This is a genomic window from Lentzea sp. NPDC042327 (assembly GCF_040647275.1).
GTDB lineage: Bacteria > Actinomycetota > Actinomycetes > Mycobacteriales > Pseudonocardiaceae > Lentzea.
In genome coordinates this window covers 169,384-185,293 of record NZ_JBEZBX010000001.1, presented here as the reverse complement: position 1 = coordinate 185,293, position 15,910 = coordinate 169,384, and the positions used below count along the sequence as shown (strand labels likewise).

Genomic DNA, 15,910 nt, shown 5'->3' with positions numbered 1-15,910 from the left:
CCGGGCAGGGCAAACGTGATGACGTGACTGCTCGGCTGCGGCGTTCGTCGCCACCACAGGGGAGGTGCCGGCGTTTTGGCTCCAGGACCACTCTCGGCTGACCAGCTGCGACTGCTCCAGCGGCGACTGGACGAGGCGGGTGTCGGCGCGGCGCCCGCACCGATCCCGCGCCGCCCCGCCGGGGAGACGCGAAGCCCGGCATCCCCTGCCCAGGAACGGCTTTTCTTCTTCGAGCGGATGAACCCCGGCAGCCCGCTCTACGTCGTGGCCGGTGCGCTCAGGATGCACGGCGAGCTCGACCTCGCCGTGCTGCGGGAGACGGTGCGCCGGCTGGTCGACCGGCACGAGGCCCTGCGCACGGGCCTTGAGGTCGACACCGACGGCGCTGTCGTCCAGGTCGTGCACCCGCCGGAGGCAGTCCCGGTCGAGCTGCCGGTCCGCGAGGTGACCGCGGACGAGCTGTGGGACGAGGTCGGCCACACCTGCCGCCGGCCCTTCGACCTCGCCGGGCCGAGCCTGCTGCGGCCGGCGCTGTTCCGGGTAGGACCGGCCGAGTGGTACCTGGTGCTGTGCGTGCACCACATCGTCGTGGACGGCTGGTCCCTCGGCGTCCTCGCGGAGGAGTTCGCCGTCGTGTACGGCGCGCTGCGCGGCGGACAGCTCCCGGTGCTGCGGCCGCTGCCGATCCGGTACGCGGACTTCGCCGCCTGGCACCGCGACCACGTGTCCGGTGACGCGCTCGCCGGGCAGGTCGAGTACTGGCGCGAGCAGCTCGCCGGTGTGCGGCCCTTCGCACTGCCGGCCGACGTCACGTCCGGCCCAGGACGGCCGTTCTCCGGCGGAGACGTGCCGATGTCGCTGCCCGCGGACCTCGTGGACGGCATGCGGCGGCTCGGTGAGGCCGAGGGCGCCACGCTCTACATGGTGCTGGCCACGGCCTGGGCGGTCGTGCTGTCGCGGTGGGCGGACCGCTCGGACGTGGTGTGGGGCACCGCCATCGCCGCGCGCACCAGGACGGAGCTCGAAGGGCTCGTCGGGTTCTTCGTGAACACGCTGGCGCTGCGGGTGGACGTGCGGGCCCCGCTGACGTTCCGGGAGCTGCTCGGCCGGGTGCGCCGGACGTGCCTCGACGCCTACGCGCACCAGGACCTGCCGTTCGACCAGCTCGTCAAGGTGGTCCGGCCGGACAGGGACGCCACGGGCCGCTCGCCGGTCGTGCGGCACCTGCTGGTGCTGCACAACACCCCGCCCGCCACGGCGCAGCTGCCCGGGATCAGCATGGACGTGGTCCCGGTGCACACCGGCACCGCCAAGTTCGAGCTGGAGATCGAGCTGTCCCCGGCGGCCGACGGCGGGCTGACCGGGTTCGTGGAGTTCGCCGCGGACGTGCTGGCGGAGTCCTCGGTCCGGCGGCTGGTGGGCGCGCTGACCGAGGTGCTGCGCGCCGGCGTGGCCGACGCCGGGTGTCCGGTGTGGAGACTGCCGCTGGCCCCGGTGGAACGGCACGCCCAGGTCGGTCGCATGCACCTGCTCGACCGGTCGCTGACCGAGGTGCCAGCGGGTGTGGTCGGCCAGGTGTTCGTCAGCGCGGCCGAGGCGGGCGAGGGGTTCGCGGGACGTCCCGGCCGCACGGCCGAGCGGTTCGTGCCGGACCCGACCGGGTCGGGCACCCGGTTGTACGCGACCGGGCTGCGGGCCCGGCGCACCGCGGCGGGAGCACTGGAGTTCCTGGCACCCGCCGTGGACGACGAGCCGCGGCAGGCGGTGGAACACCCGGTCGAACCGCGTCAGGAGAAGGTCGCCACCCGCACCGAGACCGAGCGCGTGGTCGCGGGCATCTGGGCGGAGCTGCTGGACGCCGACGACTTCGGCGTGCACGACGACTTCTTCGACCTCGGCGGACATTCGCTGCTCGCCGTGCGGATCCTGCACCGGATCCACGCGGCCTGCCACGTGGAGCTGGAGCTCGTCGACTTCTTCGAAGCGGGCACCGTCGCGAACGTGGCGGCCCTGGTGGAGAAGGCGACCCCGGCCAGGCCCACGAGATCCATTCCCAAGCTGGACCGCGCGCGGTTCCGGGCGGATGACGACAGGAGCGACCATGGGGCTGAGTGACCCCGCAGATCTCGTCGAGCTGCTGCTCGCGCGGGCGACCGGGCGACCGGACGCCGTCGGCTACGTGTTCACCGACGGCGACGGCTCCGAGCTCGCGCTGACCTACCGCGAACTGGACGCCGCCGCGCGGGGCGCCGCCGCCGCGCTGCAGTCCGCCGGGGTGGCACCCGGCGACCGGGTGATGCTGCTGCACCCGCCCGGCGCGAGCTACGTCACCGCCTTCTTCGGCTGCCTGTACGCCGGGGCGGTCGCGGTCCCCGTGTACCCGCCGACCAACCGCGCGGGCATCGCGCGGGTGCTCGCCGTGGCCGAGGACTGCGCCGCGACCGTCGCCACGACCGACGAGGCGATCCTGCCCGCGGTGCGGGAGCGCCTGGGCGACCTGCCGCTGCGCTGGCTGGTGCCCACCGGCGAGCCGGTGGGCTGGTCCAGGCCCGCGCTCACCCCGGACACCGTCGCCTTCCTCCAGTACACCTCGGGCTCCACGGCGACGCCGAAGGGCGTGCTGCTGAGCCACGGCAACCTGCTGCACAACTCGGCGGTGATCTCCGGCGTGCTCGAACCGGACGAGCACACCCGCAGCGTCAGCTGGTTGCCGCCCTACCACGACATGGGCCTGATCGGCGGAATCCTGCAGCCGCTCCACAGTGGATTCCCGGGCATGCTCATGTCCCCCATGGCCTTCCTGCACCACCCCGTCCGGTGGTTGCGCGCCATCAGCGAGTTCGGCGCCTCGGCCAGTGCCGCACCGGACTTCGCGTACGCGGAGTGCGTGCGCCGGGTCAGCGACGAGGACCTGGCCGGGCTCGACCTGAGCGCCTGGCGGCTGGCCCTGGTCGGCGCGGAACCGGTGCGCGCCCCGACGTTGCGCGCGTTCGCCGAGCGCTTCGGGCCGGCCGGCTTCCGCGCGGAGGCGTTCCTGCCCTGCTACGGCCTCGCGGAGGCGACGCTGTTCGTGGCCGGTGCCGCCGCGTCGGCGCTGCCGGTGGAGCTCACCGTGGACCGCGCCGAACTGGCCAGGGGCAGCGTCGTGCCGGCCGGGTCCGGGGCGACGCTGGTGGGCTGCGGCACCGCCAGGGGCACGGACCTCGTCGCCGTGGTGGACCCGGCCACCGGCCGGGAACGCGCGGCCGGTGAGGTCGGTGAGATCTGGGTCAGCGGTCCCACGGTCGGCGCGGGCTACTGGGCCAACGAGGACGAGACGCAGCGCGTCTTCCGCGCCCGCCTCGACGGGTCCGACCGGGACTGGCTGCGCACCGGCGACCTCGGGTTCCGGCGCGACGGCGAGCTGTTCGTGACCGGGCGGCTCAAGGAGCTGATCGTCATCCGGGGCGCCAACCACTACCCGGCCGACATCGAGCAGTCCGCCGCCACCGCCGGTCCCGGTCTGGCCGCAGGCCGGGCCGCCGCGTTCGCCGTGGACGACGGCGAGACCGAACGCGTCGTCCTGGTGCACGAGGTGGCCAGGGGGTTCACGACCGACCAGCCGGCCGAGGTGGCGGCGTTGATCCGCGCGGTGCGCGAGGCCGTCACCCGCGACCACCTGCTCGAACTGGCCGACGTGGTGCTGGTGCGACCGGGCTCGGTGCCCAGGACCTCCAGCGGCAAGGTCCGCCGGACCGCGTGCCGCGAGCAGTACCTCACCGGGACGCTGGCGGCCCTCGCCGCGGAACCCGCCGGACCGGCCCAGCCGAGCGAGCCCGCGCCCGGCACCGCGGACCCGATCACCCGGCTCGTCGCCGAGGCGCTCCAGCTCGACCACGCGGCGCTGGACCCCGACCGCCCGCTCGTCGGCCAGGGACTGGACTCCCTGCGCGCGATCCGGCTGCGGTCCGCGCTGTTGTCCGGCCACGACACCGATGTCGAGCTGGAGTGGCTGCTGAGCGAGGCGACCCCCGCGGCGGTCGCCTCCGCGTCCCGCGGCCTGCGGGAGAACGCCCCCGTTCCCCGGCTCGCCGACGGCGTGGTGGCACCGGCGTCGTTCGGGCAGGAGCGCCTGTGGCTGCTCGACCAGATCGGCGCCGGGGCCGCGTACCACATCGCCGGCCGGGTCGACTGGGACGACGAACCCGATGTCGAGGCCGTGCGTTCCGCGCTGCGCTCGCTCGTGGCCCGGCACGACGCCCTGCGCACCGGGTTCCGCCTGACGTCGGAAGGCCGCCTGGAACAGGTCGTGCACGCCGACGTCGAGTTCGACGTGGCGGTCCGGCAGGTGCCGGACGAGACGGCGCTCGACGAGGAGTGCCGGCGCGTTGCCGAGGAGGAGTTCGACCTCGCCGCACCCCCGCTGGTGCGGGCGACGGTGGTCCAGGTCACCGCGAACGGGCGGTGGGTGCTCGTGCTCTGCGTGCACCACACGGTCGCCGACGGCGAGTCGGCCGGCGTCCTGGCGCGCGAGCTGAACACCCTCCTCGCCGCCGGCCCGTCGGCGTTGCCCGAGCTGCCGGTCCGGTACGCGGACTTCGCGGCCTGGCAACGGGACCAGGTCTCAGGTGACGCGGTGGCCGGGCAGGTGGCGCACTGGCGGGAACGACTGGCCGGTGCCGTGCCGCTGGAGCTGCCGTCCGACGCCGCGGCGGGTGCCGACCGCTCGTTCGAGGGCAGGGCGCTGCCCCTCACCGTTCCCGCCGGGCTGATGGCACAGGTGCGGCAGCTGGCCGCCGCCGAGCAGGTGACGCCGTTCATGGTGCTCGCCGCGGCCTGGGCGGCGGTGCTGTCGCGGTGGGCAGACCAGAAGGACGTGGTCATCGGCACGGTCACCGCCGGTCGCTCGCGCCCCGAACTGGCCGGGGTCGTCGGTTTCTTCGCCAACACCGTGCCGCTGCGCGTGGACCTGGGCGGCGAGCCGACGTTCCGGGAGCTGCTCGGCCGCGTCCGCGAGACGTGCCTGGCCGCCTACGCGCACCAGGACCTGCCGTTCGACCAGATCGTCCGCGCTGCCCGCCAGGACCAGGACTTCTCCGACCGGCTGTCGATCGTGCGCACCATGCTCGTGCTGCGGGAGGAGCTGCCGCCGGTGGTCCCGGCGGGCCGGATCTCCCAGCTGCACACCGGGACGGCGCAGTTCGACGTGCGGATCGAGCTGGCGGCGGCCCCCGGCGGTGACCTGAGCGGCCGGCTGGAGTACTCCACCGACGTGCTGGGCGAGCTGACCGCGACCGGCCTCGGAGAGGCACTGGTGGAGCTCCTGCGCGCCGGGACCGCCGACGCCGGGCAGCCCGTGTCACGACTGCCGGTCATGTCCGCCACGACGTTGTCCCGCACCACCTCGCTGGGCGACGGCGGTCCGTTGCGGCCCGAGTTCGACACGGCCGTCAGCTGGTTCGAGGCGGTGGTGGACCGGTGGGGCGACGGCATCGCCGTCGTCGAGGACGGCGGTGACCAGCTGTCGTTCCTGGACGTGGAGCGGCGCGCGAACCAGCTGGCCCGGTGGCTGGGCGACCACGGCGTCGGGCGCGGCTCCCGCGTCGGCGTCTGCCTGGAACGCGGGCAGCACCTCGTGATCGGGGTGTGGGCCATCTGGAAGGCCGGGGGCGTCTACCTGCCCCTGGACCCGGACAGCCCGGCCGAGCGGCTGGCGGGCATGATCGCCGACGCCCGCCCGGCCGTCGTGCTGACCTCCTCGGCGGCGCGGAAGGTGGTGCCGCCGGACATCCGCTCGGTGTGCCTGGACGACCCGGCGGTGAGTGCCGAGGTGGCCGCACGGCCCACCACCCCGCCCGGGGTGGTGATCGGCCCGCTCGACGTGGCGTACGTCCTGTTCACGTCCGGCTCGACCGGGAAGCCCAAGGGCGCCACCAACACCCACGGCGCACTGGTGAACCGGCTGGAGTCCTACCGGCACCGGCTCGGACTGGACTCCAGCCAGGTGCTGGCGACCAAGACCCCGATCGGGTTCGACGTCTCGGTGCCCGAGCTGGTGTGGCCGCTGCTGCACGGGGCGCGGCTGGTGCTGGTCCAGCCGGGCGGGCACCGCGACGCGGCACACCTGCACGAGGTCTTCGACCGCCACGGCGTGACGATGTCCAACTTCGTCCCGTCGATGCTGCGGCCGTTCCTGGAGCACGAGCACCCCGGCGGGCACCCGGCGCTGCGGCTGGTGGTGTCCTGCGGCGAGGAGCTGCCCACCGCGCTGGCCACCGACTTCCTCCGCACGTTCCCCGGTGTGCGGCTCCTGAACACCTACGGGCCCGCCGAGGCCGCGGTCGAGGTGATCACGCACGAGGCCACCGGACCGTTCGGCGCGCGCGTGCCGCTGGGCCGTCCGCTGGCGGGCGTCACGCTGTTCGTGCTCGACCGGTCGATGTCGCCGGTGCCGCAGGGCATGGTGGGTGAGCTGTACGTCGGCGGCGTGCAGGTCGGGCACGGCTACGAGGGCCGGCCGGACCTGACGGCGGCGCGGTACGTGCCGAGCCCGTTCGGCGACGGCGAGCGGCTGTACGCGACGGGCGACCGCGCGCGGTGGACCGACGGCGGACTGCTGGAGTACTGGGGGCGCAACGACTTCCAGGTGAAGGTACACGGCCAGCGGGTGGAGCTGGGCGAGATCGAGGTGGTGCTGCGGGAGTGCGAGGGCGTCGCCGACGCCGTCGTCGTCGCGGTGCCCGACCAGTACGGCGACCGGTTCCTCGCGGCCTACCTCGTCGCGAAGGCCGAACGCCCTGCCACCGAGCAGCTGCGCGCGGTCCTCGGTGAGACCCTGCCCAAGCACATGGTGCCGGCCGTGTTCACGTGGCTGGACGCGATCCCGTTGTCGCCCAACGAGAAGGTCGACCGGGCCGCGCTGCCGCCGGTCAGCCTGGAACGCAGCGCCGAGACCGCCTACGTCGAGCCGAGGGACGCCCTGGAGGGCCAGCTGGCCGAGATCTGGGCGGAGGTCCTGGGCGTCCCGCGCATCGGCGTGCGGGACAGCTTCTTCGACCTCGGCGGGCACTCGCTGCTCGCGACCAGGGTCGTCACCCGGATCAGGTCGGCCCTGCGGGTGGAGCTGCCGCTGGCGGACCTGCTCACGACCGACCCCACGGTGGAGCGCCTCGCCGACCGCATCCGCGAACGCCGGGTGCAGCAGGCGTCCAGGGACGACCTGCGCGAGGTGCTCGCCATGGTCGCCACGCTGTCGGACGAGGAAGTGGCCGCGCGGCTGGCCGAGGAGCAGGGGAGCGTCGGATGAGCCCCGGACGGTGGCGGGTGGACGGTGGTGTCGGGAGCGTGCCGGACTTGTGGGGTGCCTCCGGGCGCGATGACGATGCCGTGAGCACATCGGACCGGCCTGTCTGGGGTGAGCGATGACCGGGCGATCACGTGAGGTGGCGGCCGAACCCGCCACGACGTTCCAACGTGGACTGTGGTTCCTCGCGCGGATGGACCCGGGCAGTCCCGCCCACAGCTTCTCGGCCGGCTGGCGGCTGAACGGGGCCCTCGACGTCGAGGCGCTGCGGAAAGCGTTTTCCGCGCTGCGGTCGCGGCACCGGGCGCTGCGCACGCGGTTCGCCGAGGTGGCCGGTGCGCCGATGCAGGTCGTCGACGAACCCGCCGCGGACTTCGCGCTCACGCACGAGGTGGTGGACTCGGAGAACGAGGCCGCCGAGGTGCTGCGGGCGTTCGCCCGGCAGCCGGTCGACCTCGCCGACGGCCCGGTCCTGCGGGCCGCCGTGGTGCGGTGCGGTCCGGACACCCACCTCCTCGCTGTCGTGGTCCACCGGATCGCCTTCGACCAGTGGTCCGAGCACCTGCTGACCCGCGACCTCGCCGCGCTGTACGCGGCGGAGGTGACCGGTGCGGCACCGGCGCTGCCACCGATCGCGGAACGCGGGCACGAGGAGCCCGGTGACCACGAGGAGGCGCGGCGGTACTGGGAGGACCGGCTGGCCGAGTGCCCCGTGGGGCTCGACCTGCCGCGGCTGAGCCAGGAGAGCGGCGACCGCGCGGCCACCCACGGCATCGACGTCCCCGCCGTGGTCGTGGCCGCGGTGGCCCGCCAGGCCGGATGCCCGGCGAGCAGCGCACTCCTGGCCGTGTGGGCGTTGCTGTTGCGCCGCTACAGCAGGCAGACCGACATCATGGTCGGCACGAGCTCACCGGACCGCGACGGCACCGACGACATCGGCTGCCACCAGCACGTCCTCGCGCTGCGCCTCGACGTCACCGGCGACCCGGTGTTCCGCGACCTGGCCGAGCGGGTGCACGGCACGCTGGGCGAGGCCGCCGCCCACCGCGCGCTCGGGTTCGACGAGGTGGTCAAGGTGGCCAGGCCGAGCCGCCGCGGCCGCCGCGACTCCCTGTTCGAGGTGTGGTTCGAGGCCACCGGCGAGGACTCGGCCCTGGCACTGCCGGGGGTGCGGGCCGAGCGGCTCGCGCTCGACCCGGCCGCCGTCAGGTACCCGCTGGCACTGACCGCCCGCCGCGAGGGCGACGTGTGGCGGCTGACGTTCGACTACGCGGCGGGGGAGTTCTCCGCCGGCACGATCACGGCGATGGCGAGGCACCTCGACCGGCTGCTCGCGGAGATCGCGGCGGGCGCGGAGGTGCCGGTGACGCGCATCCCGTTGCTGACCGGCGAGGAGCGCGCCGCGCTGATCGCCGGCCGCAGCGCCGGACCCGTCCAGCCGGAGCCGGGCACCACGCTGCTCGACCTGTTCGAGGCGCAGGTGGTGGCCGCACCGGACCGGGTCGCGGTGCGCCTCGGTGAGACCACCCTGACCTACGCCGGGCTCGACGCGAGCGCCAACCTGCTGGCCCACCGCCTGCGCGCGGCGGGCGTGCGGCCCGACGTCCGCGTCGCCCTGTACCTGGAACGCGGCCTGGAGATGGTCGTGGCCGTGCTGGGGGTGCTCAAGGCCGGCGGCGCCTACGTGGCCATCGACCAGCGCAACCCGGCGGACCGGATCGGCACCGTGCTGTCCGAGGTGGCCGCCCCGGTCGTGCTGACGACGCTGCGGTCGCAACACCGGCTGCCCGCGACCACCGCCGAGGTCTGGCCGTTGGACGGCATCCACGCCGAGGCGGGCAAGCCGACCGGCCCCGGCAGCGGCCTCGACCCGCAGGACGTGGCCTACGTGACGTACACGTCGGGCTCGACCGGGGGGCCGAAGGGGATCGCCATGCCCCACCGGGCCGTGGTCAACCTGCTGGCCTGGCAGGCCGGCCACTACCGGATGACCACGGACGACCCGCCGCGGACGCTGCAGTTCGCGTCACTGGCCTTCGACGTCTCGGTGCAGGACATGTTCTCGACCTGGCTGGTGGGCGGCGAGGTCGTCCTGATCACCGACGACGAACGGCTCGACCTCGCACGGCTGCACGGCGTCCTGGACGCCCAGGACGTCCGGCGCCTGTTCATCCCGGCACCCGCCCTGCACCAGGTGGCGGCGGGCTACCGGGAGGCCGGCACGACACCGGCCGCGCTGCGCACCGTCATCTCCGGGTCGGAGCAGTTCATGGCCACCCCGGACGTCCGGCAGCTGAGCACCGTCCCCGGCATGTCCCTGCACAACGAGTACGGGCCGTCCGAGACCCACGTCGTCACCTGTTACGACCTGCCGCGGGACCACGAGCAGTGGCCCACGCCCGTACCGGTCGGCACACCGATCGCCAACGCGAGCGTGTACCTCCTCGACGAGCACGGCGAGGTCGTCCCGGACGGCGTGATCGGCGAGATCCACATCGGCGGCGCCGGCCTGGCCCGCGGCTACGTCGGCAAGCCCGGCGTCACGGCCGAGAAGTTCGTGCCCGACCCGTTCGCCCGTGAACCCGGCCGCCGCATGTACCGCACCGGCGACCTGGGCCGCTGGCGGCCGGGCGGCGAGCTGGAGTTCCTCGGCAGGGCCGACTTCCAGGTCAAGGTCCGCGGCTTCCGCGTGGAGCTCGCCGAGGTCGAGAGCGCCCTGGAGACCCATCCCCAGGTCGGTGAGGCGGTGGTGCTGGTGCGCACCGCCCCGGCCGGTGACGCCCGCCTGGTCGGCTACGTGAGCCGCGTCGGCCCCGGCACCCCGGACCTCGCCCGGCTGCTGCGGACCCACGCCGCGACCAAGGTCCCGGACTACATGGTGCCCTCCAGCGTGGTGGTGCTGGAACGGCTGCCGCTCACGGCGAACGGCAAGGTCGACCGCCGCGCCCTGCCCGACCCCGACTGGGACGCACCGCAACGCCCCGCGCGCGCACCGCTGAGCACCCCGACCCAGCGACGGGTGGCCGAGATCTGGTCGGCGGCGCTCGGCGTGGCGGAGATCGGCGCCGACGAGGACTTCTTCGACCTCGGCGGCCACTCCCTGCTCGCCGCGCAGGTGCTCGCGCAGGTGTGCTCGTCGTTCGCCGTCGACATCCCGCTGCACGCGCTCTTCGAACACCCCACCACCGCCGAGTTCGCCGAGGTGGTGGAGACAGCCGCTGCGAGCCAACGACAAGGAGGCGTGTCCGTGACCCTGTCAACCGAGGTGTCCAGGCAGTACGCCGAGGACGGGTACTTCCTGCGCGAACGCCTCTTCACGGTGGACGAACTCGCGGTGCTGCGCGACCAGGCCGAGGCGGAGTTCGGCCGTCCCGGCCCGCACCGGACGATGGAGGAGGCCTCCGGAAGGGTCCGCGCGGTGCACGGCGTGCACCTGACGAACGAGGTGTTCCACGACCTCGTCCGCGACCCCCGCCTGCTCGGCCCGGCGAGCGAGCTGCTCGGCGACGACGTCTACGTCCACCAGTTCAAGATCAACGCGAAACACGGCCTCGGCGGCGGCATCTGGGAGTGGCACCAGGACTTCATGTTCTGGCAGCGCGAGGACGGCATGCCCCGCCCCGACGCGCTCAGCGCCGTGGTGTTCCTCGACCCCGTGACGGAGTTCAACGGCCCCCTCTACCTCGTCCCCGGCTCGCACCAGGGCCTCCTGCCGGTCACCTTCGACGAGGAGGAGGACTGGGCGTCCACGCTGTCGGCGTCGCTGAAGTACCAGATCGACCCAGTGGCCCTCGGCAAGAGCATGAACGACAACGGCATCGTCGCCCCGCTCGGCGACATGGGCTCTGTCCTGTTCTTCCACGGGCAGCTGCTGCACGGCTCGCCGCCCAACATGTCCGCGACCGACCGCAGGCTGCTGATCATCACGTTCAACTCGGTCCGCAACGCCCCGCGCCCGCAGGACCAGACCCGGCCGGAGTTCCTCTCCGCACGGGACGCGACACCGCTGCGCCCGGTCGTCCCGGTCTCGTCCTAGCCCGTCCCGCCGCTGGAACGGGGGAGCGGCCACCGCCGTTCTCCCGTTCCAGCGGTGTTCTGCGCGTCGCGGTCCCCGAGGAGGTCCAGCAGGCCGCTGCCCCGCTCGGTCAGCCGGTAGACGACGTGCCGCCCGGACCGCGTCCGGCTCACCACGCCCGCCTGGCGCAGCACCGCCAGATGCGCGCTCACGGTGCCGAGCGAGAGGTCCAGCACCGCCGCCAGCTGAGTGCTCGTCGCGGGCGTCCTGAGCTCCACGGCCACCCGTGCCCGACCGGCTCCCAGCAGCACGGACACCGGGTCCGAGTGGGCGCGCTCGGGCTGGACAGCGGCCCCGCGCGCGGGGTACACCAGCGCGTACCGGCCGGGACGCTCACAGGTCCACGAGCCCTGCCGGGCCGTGTACGGGACGAAGACCAGGCCGTGGTCGCCGATGTCCCGATCGCTCCAGCTCTGGTTGCTGAACCGGATCGCGTCGGGCTCGACCCACACCGAACGCCGGGTCATGCCCTTCACCGCGCGCTGCCAGCCGTGCGCGGCGACGAGCTCGGCGCGGTAGGTGATCTCCCGCTCGATCACCGCGTGCCTGCGCGGCCAGTCGCGTTCGACGAACCGGTGCCAGCCCTCCTCCAGCACCGCGGCGATCCGGGACCCGGCACCGCCGGCCGGCAGCCACGCGCCGGTCGTGGAGCAGCCCGTGGAGGCCGCGGCGTCCTCGATCGTGGCCAGCACCTCGGCGTCGGACTGAGCGGCCACCTCGGCGAGCTCGTCGGCCAGGCGGGTGTCCACACCGCCGGACGGCGGGACCGAGACCACGTCGGGGAACCACTTCGTGGCGGAGACCAGGCCCAGGAGCCCCGCGGCGACCGCGTTGCCCGCGAGCCACGAGCGGTAGGCGGGCAGGTTCTCCGAGTGCCACCGCGCGAGCCACGGCCAGGCGCAGGGCCGGTGCAGCGCGATCAGCGACCCCACGGTCTCCGCGAGCGGCGACACGGCGAAGTGCGAGCGCGCCAAGCCGGTGGCGCTGAGGCGCAGGAGCGTCAACGTTGCGCCTTTCGTCGCAGAGCTGGAGATCCCGGAACCGGCACTGCGAGCCTCGCCCGGTGAAGATGATCGACTCTACCGTCCTCCGGCCACCGTTCAGGGGGTTCCTCGCCGCCCGCACCGTCTCCCTCCTGGGCTCCTCGATGTCGTCCGTCGCGCTGGCGCTCGGCGTTCTCGGGGCCACCGGACGCGCCACCGACCTCGGCATCGTGCTGGCGGCCGGGATCGGTCCTCAGCTCGTGCTCCTGCTCGTCGGCGGTGCCGTGGCCGACCGGTTCTCGCGCAGAACCCTGCTGGTCCACGCCAACCTCGGGGCCGGACTGACGCAGGCGGGCGTCGCCGCGATCCTGCTGTCCGGCACGTTCGACCTGCTCCCCGTGTCCCTGCTCGCGGTGGCGCACGGCGCACTCGAGGCGTTCGCGTCGCCCGCCCTGCGCGGCATCGTCCCCGAGCTCGTCGCACCGGAGGACCTGCACCGCGCCAACTCCGCGCTGTCCCTGAGCCGCAACGTCAGCCGGGTCGCGGGCCCCGCCCTCGCCGGCGTCATCACGGCCGTCGCCGGCGGCGGCTGGGCCGTGGCCGCCGACGCGCTGAGCTTCCTCATCGCGGCCGCGCTGCTGTCCCGGTTGCCGAGGTCCGGACGGGTCAGCGGCGCGCGCGGCAGCCTGCTGCCCGACATCCGGGCGGGCTGGCGGGAGTTCAGGTCGACCACCTGGGTGTGGGTCACGTCGCTGGCGTTCTTCGTCGTCAACCTCGCGAACGTCGGCCCCTGGCAGGTGCTCGGCCCGACGCTCACCAGGGAGGACGGCGGCGACGCGGCGTGGGGTCTGGTGCTGAGCGTGCGCGCGGCCGGCCTCGTCGCCATGAGCCTGCTGATGTACCGCCTCGTGCTGCGCAGGCCGTTGCGCGCGGGAATGGTCGCGGCGGCCTTCGGCGCGCTCCCGCTGTTCGCGCTGGGCGCGGACGCCGGTCTGCCGGTGCTGCTGGTCTGCGTCTTCGTCGGCGCGATGGGGTTCACGGTGTCCGGGGTCACCTGGGACACCGCGTTGCAGCAGAACGTGCGCCCCGAAGTCCTCTCCAGGGTGTCTTCCTACGACGACCTGCTGTCCTTCGGCGCGATTCCGATCGGGCTGCTCGTGGTGGGACGAGCAGCGGCCGAGTGGGGTGCGCGGACGGTGGCGCTCGCCGGCGGGGTCGCGTTCGTGGCCGCGGCGCTCGTTCCCCTGCTCAGCCGGTCGGTCCGCGACCTGCGCGCGACCCCAGCAGACCGCGGCCGGCGAGGTTCTCCATCAGCGCGGTGATGCCGAACGCCCAGTCCTCCGCGTCCTCGGCCGTGTTCACGACGTTCGTCAACGCCCCCAGCCGCGGCGAGGAGATGCGCACGACGTCCCCGACCTTGTGCGTGAACCCCTCACCGGGCTGGTCCCGGTCCTCGGTCGGGGCGAACATCGTGCCGGTGAACAGCACGAACCCGTCGGGGTAGCGGTGATGGGCACCGAAGGCGTGGGACACGAGGTCCTCCAGCTCCCGGCTGATCTCGGAGACCGGGTTCACGCCGTGCAGCTCGAACCCGTCGGGCCCGGTGATGTCCAGGGCGATCTCGGTGGCCTTGGCGTCCGCGAGCGTGAACCCGTCGTCGAACAGCCGGAGGAACGGCCCGACGGCGCAGGAGCCGTTGTTGTCCTTCGCCTCGGTGAGCAGCAGGGCACTGCGCCCCTCGAAGTCGCGCAGGTTGACGTCGTTGCCGAGCGTCGCGCCGACCGGCTTCCCGCGCGAGTCCACGACCAGGACGAGCTCGGGCTCGGGGTTGTTCCACTCCGAGCGGGCGAGAACGCCGACGTCGGCGCCCAGCCCCACCGCCGAGAGCACCGGCGCCTTGGTGAAGATCTCGGGGTCGGGCCCGATGCCGACCTCCAGGTACTGCGACCACAGCCCCTCCGCCTGCAGCACCCCCTTCACCTCCGCGGCCTGGGCGGACCCCGGCCGCAGGTGGGAGATGTGGCCCCGCACGGCCGCACCCACCTTCGCGCGCACCTCCTCGGCCCGCGCCGGGTCCCCGTCGGCGCGCTCCTCGATGACCCGTTCGAGCATGCTGCGCACGAACGTCACGCCGGCGGCCTTGAGCACCTGCAGGTCGACCGGCGCCAGGAACCGGGGGACGGCACCGGCGGCCCGGCTCGCCGTGGCCGCCAGCACCTCCGCGAGCGGCCACGACGTGCCACCGGGGTGCGTCCTGACGACCTCCACCGCGTCCGGCCGTTCGAGCAGCGCCGACACGGTCGGCGCCACCGGCGACAGGTCGACGACCTCCTCACCGCGGACCGCCACGACCGAAGGGCCGCTCACGGACGGGTCGAAGACCCTCCCGACCAGCGTGGCGTCCGCTGCGTCGCCGGGGAGGACGTCGGCTGCGGTGAGCGAGATCCCCATGGGAACCCTTCCTGCTGCGGTGGCCGGGTCTCTGCCGTCGTGACGGCGTGATCGCGGGTGTGGCGCTGCGACTGTTGTACCGCATCGCTGACCGGCCAGGTGGCCGCTGCGCTGTTCACCGCCGCACCGGACCCCTGACCCGTGCCCCGGGGGACTGGGTCGGGACCGCACTGGCCCGGGGAGGTTGAAAGCACCGCGCACACCGGCTGACACAATGGACGAATGGCTCTGGGTTACGTCCTCGCTGTGTTGGCGACCCTGGCGTCAGGCAGTGGTTCGATCTTGGAGTCGATGGGTGTCCGGCGTGTCGCCGCGCACGGCGGATCGTCTCGCGATCTCATCGCTCTCTGGCGCCAGTGGCGGTACTTCCTCGGTCTCGGCGTGAACCTGCTGGGGTTCGCGTGCGCGTCCGCGGCCCTGCACCGCCTGCCGCTGTTCCTCGTCCAGTCGATGCTCGCGTTCAGCGTCGGCGTGACCGCCATGATCAGCGCCTTCATGGGCACCCGCCTGCGCAGGTCGGGGTGGGTGGCACTGGCCGTCGGCGCGATCGGCCTGGTCCTGCTGGGCGTCTCCGCGGAGCCGGGCAGGGCCCAGGCCCTGCCGCCGCAGTGGCGGTGGGTCCTCGTGGCCGTGGCACTCCCGGTGGCGGCGATCGCCGTCTACGCCCGCCGCCACAACCACGTCTGGGCCACCGTCGCACTGGCCTTCGGCTCCGGCATCGCCTACAGCGTCGTCGGCATCTCGGCCAGGACCCTCCACCTCCCCGACACCGCGTGGCGACTGGTCCTCGAACCGGCGGCCTGGGCCATCGTCCTCAACGGCCTCGTCGCGGCGGTGCTGTTCGCGATGGCCCTGCAGAAGGGCGGCCCGACCGGTGTCACCGCGATCATGTTCACCACGAACACGGCGCTCTCGTCGTTCGTCGGCCTGGTCTACCTCGGTGACACCGTCCGCGACGGGTACCTGACCGCCGCGACCATCGGGTTCGTGCTGGCGTTCGCCGGGGCCATCGCCGTCGCCCACTACTCGGCGAACACCCAGCAGAAGGAAGGCACAGCGCCCGCCGGCCGTGCGCCGGCGAAGCACACGATCTCCTCGCTGGACCAGCGGTAGCGCCCG

Annotated in this window: 7 protein-coding genes; 5 read left to right on the top strand and 2 right to left on the bottom strand. The window is 73.7% G+C overall.

The window, feature by feature from the left end; genetic code table 11:
• The first annotated feature begins 75 nt into the window (after positions 1-75).
• The 3 genes from AB0A63_RS00665 (at position 76) to AB0A63_RS00655 (ending at position 11,318) form a co-directional block, all read left to right on the top strand.
• The gene (locus tag AB0A63_RS00665) at positions 76-2,115 is read left to right on the top strand and encodes a condensation domain-containing protein (protein ID WP_360383628.1); all 2,040 of its coding nucleotides are present in this window, start codon (positions 76-78) and stop codon (positions 2,113-2,115) included.
• Positions 2,102-7,285, top strand: coding sequence for an amino acid adenylation domain-containing protein (locus AB0A63_RS00660; RefSeq protein WP_360383625.1), 5,184 nt, complete (start codon positions 2,102-2,104; stop codon positions 7,283-7,285). The genes AB0A63_RS00665 and AB0A63_RS00660 overlap by 14 nt, the downstream gene beginning before the upstream one ends.
• Before the next feature lie 115 nt (positions 7,286-7,400).
• The gene (locus AB0A63_RS00655; protein ID WP_360383622.1) at positions 7,401-11,318 is read left to right on the top strand and encodes an amino acid adenylation domain-containing protein; all 3,918 of its coding nucleotides are present in this window, start codon (positions 7,401-7,403) and stop codon (positions 11,316-11,318) included.
• Here AB0A63_RS00655 and AB0A63_RS00650 read toward each other — a convergent pair.
• Positions 11,315-12,361, bottom strand: a complete 1,047-nt coding sequence (locus AB0A63_RS00650; RefSeq protein WP_360383619.1) for a helix-turn-helix domain-containing protein — start codon at positions 12,359-12,361, stop codon at positions 11,315-11,317. The genes AB0A63_RS00655 and AB0A63_RS00650 overlap by 4 nt on opposite strands.
• Before the next feature lie 65 nt (positions 12,362-12,426).
• Here AB0A63_RS00650 and AB0A63_RS00645 point away from each other — a divergent pair, with 65 nt between their 5' ends.
• Positions 12,427-13,662: an MFS transporter gene (locus AB0A63_RS00645; protein WP_360383616.1), complete on the top strand. Its 1,236-nt coding sequence runs from the start codon at positions 12,427-12,429 to the stop codon at positions 13,660-13,662.
• Here AB0A63_RS00645 and AB0A63_RS00640 read toward each other — a convergent pair.
• Positions 13,589-14,791: a fumarylacetoacetate hydrolase family protein gene (locus tag AB0A63_RS00640; protein ID WP_360383614.1), complete on the bottom strand. Its 1,203-nt coding sequence runs from the start codon at positions 14,789-14,791 to the stop codon at positions 13,589-13,591. The genes AB0A63_RS00645 and AB0A63_RS00640 overlap by 74 nt on opposite strands.
• A gap of 291 nt (positions 14,792-15,082) precedes the next feature.
• Between AB0A63_RS00640 and AB0A63_RS00635 the strand changes: the two genes are divergently transcribed.
• Complete coding sequence (locus AB0A63_RS00635) at positions 15,083-15,904, top strand: hypothetical protein (RefSeq protein WP_360383612.1); 822 nt, start codon at positions 15,083-15,085, stop codon at positions 15,902-15,904.
• Positions 15,905-15,910: the final 6 nt, after the last annotated feature.